Below are 9,299 nucleotides of genomic sequence, written 5' to 3' on the forward strand. Positions count from 1 at the left end.
GTCATTCTCCGTTCTGAGGTTCCGGGGGTGCCGCGAGTCGGGCGTTGCGGGCGTCCAAAGCCGCCCCCTTGATCGTCGCATACGCCCACATGCCGCCGAAAATGAGTGCGACAACGAACAGCGTCGGCACGAGGAACCCTCCGAGCAGCACGACGAACTGCAACAGCCACCCCACGACGACGGCCCACGAGTGCCGCAACAGGCCAGAGGTGACGATCATGAGGAGCGCCAGGACAGACCCGCCGACGATTCCCCACCATGGCTCGATGCCCTCGGGGAGGACGCGAAGGCCGTACACGACGAGTCCACCGAGGAATACGATGATCGATTCGAAGCCGAGAACCACCGAGCCCAGGGACTCGCGGGCGCCGCGGCGTCGGCGTGGTCGCGGGGCGGATGCCGGCTCTGCAGTGGTCATGCCTGTGCTCCACCCTTCCACGCGTTCTCGGCCGAGAGGGTGATGGCCTCGCCGGCCAGGACGACGGAGCCGGTGATGATCACCGCGCGCCGCTGTGCCTGCACAGCCCAGGCCCGCGCCGCCTCCGCAGCCGCCTCGAGCTCCGGGAAAACCGCCACCGGCATACCGCGTGCCTCAATCAGATCGGCAAGAGCGTCGGCATCCGTCGCCCTGTCCGAGTCCGGCGCCGTCACGAAGATCTCCGTCGCCACCTCGCTGAGTTCCGCGATGATCCCGTCGGCGTCCTTATCGGACAGCACACCCACCACGAGTCCCCACTCGTCGAAGTCGAACGCTTCGCCCAGCGCCTGCGCGAGCGCACGGGCTCCGTGGGGGTTGTGCGCGGCATCCACCAGCACCGTGGGACTCGTGCCCACGAGCTGGAGTCGTCCGGGAGAGGTGACGCTCGCAAGCCCCTCTACCAGCACGTCCGGAGCGATCGGCTGACGCCCGCCCCCGATGAGCGCCTCGACCGCGGCGATGGCAAGCGCCGCGTTGAATGCCTGGTGAGCGCCATACAGCGGGAGGTAGAGATCGGCGTACTCGGCAGCGAGTCCGCGCACCGAGATGAGCTGCCCGCCGACGGCCAGAGCCGACCGCTGCAACGCGAACTGCTCCCCCTCGATCGCGAAGGACGCGTCGCGCCGCCCGGCCTGCCCGCGCAGGATCGCTTCAGCGGGCGACGCCTGACGGGCCGACACGACCGCGGCATCCTGCTTGATGATCCCGGCTTTCACAGTGGCGATCTGCTCAATCGTGTCGCCCAGGCGCGAGGCATGGTCCAGATCGATCGGGGCGAACACGGCGACGTCCCCGTCGGCGGTGTTGGTCGAGTCCCACAGTCCGCCCATGCCGACCTCGAGGACCAGGACATCGACGGGCGCGTCGGCGCATACGACGAAGGCCAGGACGGTGAGCAGCTCGAAGAAGGTGAGCTCGGCATCGCCGGCTCCGGTGAGTTCGGCATCCACGAGGTCGACGAACGGGGCGATCTCGTCCCACGCGGCCGCGAGATCCTCGTCGGCGACGGGCTCACCATCGATGAGGATGCGCTCGGTGAACCGCTCCAGGTGCGGGCTCGTGAACAGGCCGGTCCGCAGCCCGTGGGCCCGGACGAGACTCTCGATGATGCGGCTGGTCGAGGTCTTGCCGTTGGTGCCGGTGACGTGGATGACGCGGTAGGTGCGCTGGGGGTTATCGAGGTAGTCCAGGAGCTTCTGGGTGCGCTCGATGCGCGGCTGCACCCACTGCTCGCCCTGGCGGGCCAGCAGGATGTCGTACACGGCGTCCGCGCGCTCGCGGTCGTTCATTCGGCCCCTCCCACGCGCTCGACGACGACCATGAACGATCCACGGTTCGCGTAGGTTCCCGCCGCGACGTTCGCTCCGTGCCCGCGCGCGGCAACGGCCGAGAACGTGTTCACGCCGCCTGCCTCGCCGGGGTCGAGCTCGCCCGCGATCAGCACCCGCGCGTCGACGGCGAGGGTCTCCCCCGCCACGTCGGCAGCCTCGAACGCGGACTGGACCGCGCGGCCGTCATCCGGGTCCTGGAACAGCAGGCGCAGACGGATGCGGTCGCTGACCTCGAAACCTGCCGACTTGCGGGTGTCCTGCACGGCGCGAATGACATCACGCGCGAGCCCCTCGGCCTCCAGCTCGGGTGTCGTGGTCGTGTCGAGCAGCACGAATCCTCCCGCGCCCAGCAGCGCGATCGCGGTGCCCTCTGCCACTCCCCCAGCCTCGAGCGTCAGCTCGTACTCGCCGGGCTCCAGTGCGACGCCGTCGACGACGACCACGCCGTCCTGCTCGCTCCACAGGCCTGCCTTCGCGCCGGCGATCACGTGCTGCACCTGCTTGCCCAGGCGCGGACCGGCCGCCCGCGCGTTGACCGCGAGCCGCTGGCTGATGCCGTAGGACTCCGCGAGGCCGTCGGTGAGTTCGACGAGCTCGACGCTCTTGACGTTGAGTTCATCGCGCAGGATCGCCTCGAACTGGCTCAGGGCCGCGGCACCCGTCACCGCGACCGTCAGCCGCGGCAGCGGGAGGCGCACGCGCTTGCCCTCCTTCTTGCGCAGGGCGTTGGCAACGCTCGAGACCTCGCGGACGGCATCCATCGCGGTGCGGATGTCGGCGGCGGGGGCGAAGGATGCCGCTTCCGGCCAGTCCTGCAGATGCACACTGCGGCCCCCGGTGAGCCCCTGCCAGACGCGCTCGGCAACCAGCGGGATCAGCGGTGCGGCCACGCGGGTGAGCGTCTCGAGCACCGTGTAGAGGGTGTCGAACGCCTCGCGGCTGGCCGGATCGTCCGTGACGCCCAGCCAGAACCGGTCGCGGGAGCGCCGGATGTACCAGTTGGTGAGCGCCTCGGCGAAGTCGCGCAGCTTCTCGGCCGCGCTCGTGGAGTCGAGCACGTCGAGGTCGGCCGCCACCCCGGTCACCAGATCGCCGAGCAGCGCGAGGATGTAACGGTCGAGCACGTCGGTCGAGTCGGTGCGCCAGGATGCCTCGTATCCGGCGCCGTCGGGCCCGGATGCCGCGTTGGCGTAGGTCGCGAAGAAGTACCACGCGTTCCATAACGGCAGCAGGAACTCGCGGACCCCGGCGCGGATGCCCTCTTCGGTGACGACGAGGTTGCCGCCGCGCAGCACCGAGCTGGACATGAGGAACCACCGCATCGCGTCGGAACCGTCGCGATCGAACACCTCCGACACGTCGGGGTAGTTGCGCAGCGACTTCGACATCTTCTGGCCGTCGGAGCCCAGCACAATGCCGTGGCACGAGACGCCCGTGAAGGCCGGCCGGTCGAACAGCGCCCCTGAGAGCACGTGCATGACGTAGAACCAGCCGCGGGTCTGGCCGATGTACTCGACGATGAAGTCGGCTGGGGCGTGCTCGTCGAACCACTCCTGGTTCTCGAAGGGGTAGTGCACCTGCGCGTAGGGCATCGACCCGGAGTCGAACCACACGTCGAAGACGTCCTCGATGCGCCGCATCGTCGAACGCCCCGTCGGGTCGTCGGGGTTGGGCCTCGTGAGATCGTCGATGTACGGGCGGTGCAGGTCGACCTCGCCCGCCTCGTTGCGCGGTAGCGTGCCGAAGTCCCGCTCGAGTTCTTCCAGCGACCCGTACGCGTCAACGCGCGGGTATTCGGGGTCATCGCTCTTCCAGATCGGGATCGGCGAGCCCCAGTACCTGTTGCGGCTGATCGACCAGTCTCGCGCCCCTTCGAGCCACTTGCCGAACTGACCGTGCTTGACGTTCTCGGGAGCCCACGTGATCTGCTCGTTGAGCTCGAGCAGCCGGTCCTTGATCTCGGTCACCCGCACGAACCAGCTCGAGACCGCCTTGTAGATCAGGGGGTTCCGGCACCGCCAGCAGTGCGGGTAGGAGTGCTCGTAGCTGGCTTCGCGCAGCATCCGTCCCCGCTCGCGCAGCAGCCGGATGAGGGGACGGTTGGCATCCATCCACAGCTCGCCGGCGACATCCGTGACCTGCGGCAGGAACCTGCCGCCCTCGTCGAGGGACAGGATCGTCGGGATGCCGGCGGCCTCGGCGACCCGCTGGTCGTCCTCACCGTAGGCCGGCGCCTGGTGGACGATGCCGGTGCCGTCGGTGGTGGTGACGTAGTCGTCGACGAGGATCTGCCACGCGTGTCCGGTGCCCCAGGTCTCGGCATCCGCGTAGTAGTCGAACAGGCGGTCGTACGCGACCCCGGCAAGCTCTGCGCCCAGGATGCTGCGCGAGACCGCCGCCCGGGCATCCTCGGCGCTCTCGTACCCGAGGTCCTTCGCGTACCCGGCGAGCAGGTCTTCGGCCAGTAGGTACTCGTGCGCGGTCGCCTCGAGCGCGTCGTCCGCCTCGCCCGCGGGGGTTCGGTGCACGTCGGCGGCGCCGTTCGGGCCGCCGGGCACGACGACGTAACGGATGCCGGGACCGACCGCGAGCGCGAGGTTCGTCGGCAGGGTCCAGGGGGTCGTCGTCCACGCGAGCGCTCGGACGGCGGTGAGCCCGAGCGCCTCGGCCTTCGCGCCCACGAGGGGGAAGGTGACGGTGACCGAGGGGTCCTGGCGCATCTTGTAGACGTCGTCGTCCATGCGCAGCTCGTGGCTCGACAGCGGGGTCTCGTCACGCCAGCAGTACGGGAGGACGCGGTAGCCCTCGTATGCGAGGCCCTTGTCGTAGAGGGTCTTGAAGGCCCAGAGGACCGACTCCATGTATCCGGTGTCGAGGGTCTTGTACCCGCGCTCGAAGTCGACCCAGCGCGCCTGGCGGGTGACGTAGTCCTCCCACTCGCGCGTGTAGGTGAGGACCGACTCCCGGGCCTTCGCGTTGAAGGCGGCGATCCCCATCTGCTCGATCTCGGCCTTCTCCGTGATGCCGAGCTGCTTCATCGCCTCGAGCTCGGCGGGCAGGCCGTGCGTGTCCCAGCCGAACACCCGGTCGACCTTCTTGCCGCGCATCGTCTGGAACCGCGGGAACAGGTCCTTGGCGTAGCCGGTCAGCAGGTGGCCGTAGTGCGGCAGGCCGTTAGCGAACGGGGGGCCGTCGTAGAAGACCCACTCGGGCGCGCCCTCACGCTGCTCGATGGACGCGCGGAAGGTGTCGTCGCGCTGCCAGAAGTCGAGGATCTCGCGCTCGATGGCGGGGAACCGCGGGCTCGGGGAGACGTCGGCGGCGGGCCCGAAGGCCGAGGGGCGGGGGTAGGTCATGGTCTCTCGCAGGGGTCACGGATACGTCTGCCGGGACGATCCTCGCGGACCGCGGTACCACCCTGCGTGCCGTACCGGTCTGCGTCCGGTTCGGCCCCTCTCACTGCGGCTGTGACGGGCCTGCCCCGCTCGGTTCTACTGAGCCCCTCGCGGGACCGTTCTTCCGAGAGCTCCCCGGTGATGGCCGGATCGATGCTGCTGGCACGATTCTACCCGCGCCCAGGCCCCGCCGTGCGCCCGCCCATGCCCCAGTCCCCGCCCTCGACCCGCGTCCGCCATCCCCACCCGCCGCGCCCACCCGCACAGCCACGCAGATCCGCACAACGACGCACGGATGCCGCCCATTCATCCGTCCTTGTGCGGATCGCCGTCGCCGAGCAAACGTGTCGCACCCGCACGTCCCGGCATCCGCGCACCTGCACGTCCTGGCATCCGCGCACCCGCCCGTACAACCACGGACATCCGCACACCGACGCACGAATGCCGCGCATTCATCGGTCCCTGTGCAGATCGGCGGCACAGAGCAGACGCCGTGCGTAGGCTGCTCGCCCGGATGGCGACGGATGCCGCGTGGACGAGAATGGACGGATGAGTGCCACCCTCGTCGCCAAGCAGCTCGCGGGCGGACACGACCATCGCGTGCTCTTCAGCGCGCTCGACCTTGTCGTCGCGCCGGGCGATGTCGTCGGGGTCGTCGGCGCCAACGGCGCGGGAAAGTCGACGCTGCTGCGCATCCTGGCCGGGATCGACGAGCCGCTCGAGGGCAACGTCATCCGCACGCCGGCCGACGCGTTCATCGGATGGCTGCCACAGGAGCACGAGCGGATCCCCGGCGAGACGGTCGCGGACTACGTCGGGCGGCGCACGGGCGCGGCCCAGGCGACGCGGGAGATGGATGCGGCAGCCGCCGCGCTCGCCGGCTCCACGGATGCCCAATCCTCGGATGCCGGTCCCGCCGCGGACCCCGGCGACGTGTATGCGGCGGCGCTCGAACGGTGGCTTGCGAGCGGAGCGGCCGATCTCGACGAGCGCCTCCCCGCCACGCTCGCCGAACTCGGACTCGAGCTGTCGATCGACGTGCCGATGACCGCGCTTTCGGGAGGGCAGGCCGCGCGCGTCGCGCTCGCTGCCCTGCTGCTCTCGCGCTTCGATGTCGTGCTGCTCGACGAGCCCACCAACGATCTCGACCTCGACGGGCTGGCCCGGCTCGAGGGGTTTCTGCGCGGATATCGCGGCGCGGTCGTCCTCGTCAGCCACGACCGGGAGTTCCTCTCGGCGATCGTGACGCGCGTCGTCGAGCTGGACCTCGCGCAGGGCACCAACCGCGTCTACGGCGGCGGGTACGACGCGTTCCTCGAGGAGCGCGCGACCGTGCGGCGCCACGCGCGGGAAGAGTACGAGGAGTTCGCCGAGAAGAAGGCGGACCTCGTCAGCCGCGCGCGCACCCAGCGGGAGTGGTCGAGTCAGGGCGTGCGCAATGCGATGCGCAAGGCGCCCGACAACGACAAGATTCGGCGGAAGGCCTCGACGGAGTCCAGCGAGAAGCAGGCGCAGAAGGTACGGCAGATGGAGAGCCGGATCGCGCGCCTCGTCGAGGTCGAGGAGCCGCGCAAGGAGTGGCAGCTGCAGTTCACGATCGGGCAGGCGCCGCGGTCGAGCTCGGTCGTCTCGACGGCATCCGCCGCCGTGGTGCGGCAGGGCGACTTCACGCTCGGTCCGGTATCGGTGCAGATCGACGCGGGCGACCGGATCGGGATCACGGGACCCAACGGCGCGGGCAAGTCGACGCTGCTGCGCCTGCTGCTGGGGCGCGTGCAGCCGGATGCCGGGAGCGCGAGTCTCGGCGCGAGCGTCGCGATCGGTGAGATCGATCAGGCGCGGAGGACTCTCGCCGGCAGCCGGGACCTGGCTACGGCGTTCGAAGCGCAGGTGCCGGAATGGACCGCCGCTGACGTGCGCACCCTGCTCGCGAAGTTCGGCCTCAAGGCCGACCACGTCGGTCGCGCCGTCGATGAGCTTTCTCCCGGGGAGCGCACCCGCGCCGGGCTGGCGCTGTTACAGGCCCGGGGCGTGAACGTCCTCGTGCTCGACGAACCGACCAACCACCTCGACCTCGTCGCGATCGAGCAGCTCGAACAGGCGCTCGACAGCTACGACGGCACCCTGCTGCTGGTCACCCACGATCGCCGGATGCTCGACACGGTGCGCCTCACCCGTCACTGGCATGTCGAGGCCGGCATAGTGACCGAGGCCTGACCGTGGACCTGGTCACGCCGCGGCTGCGGATGCGCGAACTGGAGGCATCCGACGCCCCCGCCCTGCACGTGGCGCTCGGCGACCCGATCGCGATGGCCGCCTACGAGCACGGCTTCTCGCTCGAGGAGACGAACGAGTGGATCGCGAAGCAGCGGCACCGCTACGCGACGGAGGGGTACGGCCTGTGGGCACTCCTGCGCGCGGATACCGAAGAACTGATCGGTGACTGCGGGATCACGACCCAGCCCGTGGGAGATAGGACCGTCATCGAAGTCGGGTACCACCTCGCGCGAGGCCACTGGGGACACGGGTATGCGACGGAGGCGGCCCGCGCCTGCGTGGACTGGGCGTTCGCACACCTGGACACCGACAGCGTCTATGCGCGGGTGCGCGACACGAACCTCCGGTCTATGAACGTCGCCATCCGACTGGGGATGACCGTGCGCGAGCGTTTCGTCGTCCGCTACCGGGGCATTGATATGCCGCATCTGGCATTCGCTGTCGACAGGGCGGGCTGGCCCGCGGCATCCGTGGCATAACCCGAGCCCTAGGCATCCGCCCCCGAAGTCGCCACCGGCGGCGCCGCACAACAACCGTGATCCGCGCAACAACCGACGGATGCGGCGCGGCGGGGGGTCGTCGTGCAGATCACGGGCGTTGTGCGAGGTGCAGGCCCTGCGCAACGGCGCGCATGATCGTGTCCTGCACGTGCGGCCAGTCGTGCATGATGTGCGCATAAGAGAACCGCAACACGTGGTAGCCGCGCAGTACGAGCTCGGCGTCGTGCGCGATGTCGCTCGTTCGCTGCGCACCGACGTGCGTCCCACCGTCGATCTGAATCACCAGCCGCTCGCCGATCAGGAAATCGACCCGGTGCCCACAGATCCATGCCTGCGGCAGAATACGGATGCCGAGCCACCGCAGTCGGTCACGAAACAGGGTCTCCAGACCCGAGTCCGACCAGCCCACCGCGCTCGTCAACAGGGCGCGGGCGGCGGGCGGAAGGTGGAGGCGGCTGAGCCCCTCTCGGGAAACGAGGCCTTGCCGAAGCGCGGACTCCCAGATCGCCAGCGCCGATTCACGAGCCATGCACGTCGCAGCGAGCACGAGCGCGTTTTCGATCGAGTCCTCGAGGGCATCCGGATGCCGCGGCACGACGGGGCGACGCCAATGGACGACGACGCCCCTCGTGTCATACGCAGAGGAGTCCGCCCGTGCCGCCACGTGCGCAACCTCCTCGTCGGATGGCACCCAGAGCCCGCGCCGACGCGCGAGCGTGACGCACGTGAGCACCACGCCGCGACGTGAGGCATCGACCAGTTCCGCATCCGCATCCGCCAACGCGACCCAATTGCGGCGCACACGCACCAGCCACCCAGCCGCGATCGCCCGGTCGATGCGGTAGCGGCTGTGTCCGCGCTCGACGAGCGTGGTGCACCGCGCCACTCCCCCGGCATCCGTCACCGTACGCGCGAGCGCAAGAAGCGGATCAGTAGTGGCCACCCCTCCAGGCTCCGGTCGCGACGGTCCGCACGGCATCCCGACCGCCCCACGCCGCACAACTCGCCTCCATCAGAGCCTGGGGAGGAGACATCCGCCCCGCCGTCCCCCGGCTATCGCGAACCCGGGCCCCGCCCTCGCACGGAGATCTGCACAACAACAGCCCGATACGGTCAAACCATCCGTCATTGTGCGGATGCTCGTCACTGCGCGGCGGCAAGCGGAGACGCGCCGAGGAAACAACGGCACTGTCGCGCTGGGTGCGGATGCCCACCGTCCGCCCAACCGCGCGGAGATCTGCACAACAACAGCCCGATGCGCGCAAGCCATCCGTCGTCGTGCGGATGCCCGTCGTTGCGCGAGCGGTGACGTCCCTGG

Annotated in this window: 6 protein-coding genes; 2 read left to right on the forward strand and 4 right to left on the reverse strand. The window is 69.6% G+C overall.

Annotated features, from left to right (window positions below; translation table 11 throughout):
* Position 1: 1 nt before the first annotated feature.
* Genes ACSGC5_RS04455 through ileS form a run of 3 tightly spaced genes read right to left on the reverse strand, consistent with a single transcriptional unit; the run spans position 2 to position 5,165 of the window.
* The gene (locus ACSGC5_RS04455; protein ID WP_434969402.1) at positions 2-418 is read right to left on the reverse strand and encodes a DUF4233 domain-containing protein; all 417 of its coding nucleotides are present in this window, start codon (positions 416-418) and stop codon (positions 2-4) included.
* Positions 415-1,767, reverse strand: a complete 1,353-nt coding sequence (locus ACSGC5_RS04460; protein WP_434969403.1) for a bifunctional folylpolyglutamate synthase/dihydrofolate synthase — start codon at positions 1,765-1,767, stop codon at positions 415-417. Before ACSGC5_RS04460 ends, ACSGC5_RS04455 begins: the two co-directional genes overlap by 4 nt.
* Positions 1,764-5,165 (reverse strand): isoleucine--tRNA ligase, encoded by a 3,402-nt coding sequence (ileS, locus tag ACSGC5_RS04465; protein WP_434969404.1) that lies wholly within the window; start codon positions 5,163-5,165, stop codon positions 1,764-1,766. The genes ACSGC5_RS04460 and ileS overlap by 4 nt, the downstream gene beginning before the upstream one ends.
* A 588-nt stretch (positions 5,166-5,753) precedes the next feature.
* On the opposite strand from ileS, the gene ACSGC5_RS04470 reads away from it, so the two are divergent.
* Both ACSGC5_RS04470 and ACSGC5_RS04475 read left to right on the forward strand, forming a co-directional pair.
* Positions 5,754-7,421 carry an ABC-F family ATP-binding cassette domain-containing protein gene (locus ACSGC5_RS04470; protein WP_434969405.1) on the forward strand — a complete coding sequence of 556 codons (1,668 nt, stop codon included), beginning with the start codon at positions 5,754-5,756 and terminating at the stop codon, positions 7,419-7,421.
* Between the two features lie 2 nt (positions 7,422-7,423).
* Positions 7,424-7,960, forward strand: coding sequence for a GNAT family N-acetyltransferase (locus ACSGC5_RS04475; RefSeq protein ID WP_434969406.1), 537 nt, complete (start codon positions 7,424-7,426; stop codon positions 7,958-7,960).
* A gap of 109 nt (positions 7,961-8,069) precedes the next feature.
* Here ACSGC5_RS04475 and ACSGC5_RS04480 read toward each other — a convergent pair whose 3' ends face one another.
* Complete coding sequence (locus tag ACSGC5_RS04480) at positions 8,070-8,924, reverse strand: endonuclease domain-containing protein (RefSeq protein ID WP_434969407.1); 855 nt, start codon at positions 8,922-8,924, stop codon at positions 8,070-8,072.
* Between the last annotated feature and the right edge of the window lie 375 nt (positions 8,925-9,299).

This window comes from Microbacterium sp. bgisy207 (genome assembly GCF_965345035.1).
Taxonomy (GTDB): Bacteria; Actinomycetota; Actinomycetes; order Actinomycetales; family Microbacteriaceae; genus Microbacterium.

Excerpts from the sequence above, each read along its gene's own strand:
- ACSGC5_RS04455 (WP_434969402.1), bottom strand. The coding sequence starts at position 418 with ATGACCACTGCAGAGCCGGCATCCGCCCCGCGACCACGCCGACGCCGC.
- ACSGC5_RS04460 (WP_434969403.1), bottom strand. The coding sequence starts at position 1,767 with ATGAACGACCGCGAGCGCGCGGACGCCGTGTACGACATCCTGCTGGCC.
- ileS (WP_434969404.1), bottom strand. The coding sequence starts at position 5,165 with ATGACCTACCCCCGCCCCTCGGCCTTCGGGCCCGCCGCCGACGTCTCC.
- ACSGC5_RS04470 (WP_434969405.1), top strand. The coding sequence starts at position 5,754 with ATGAGTGCCACCCTCGTCGCCAAGCAGCTCGCGGGCGGACACGACCAT.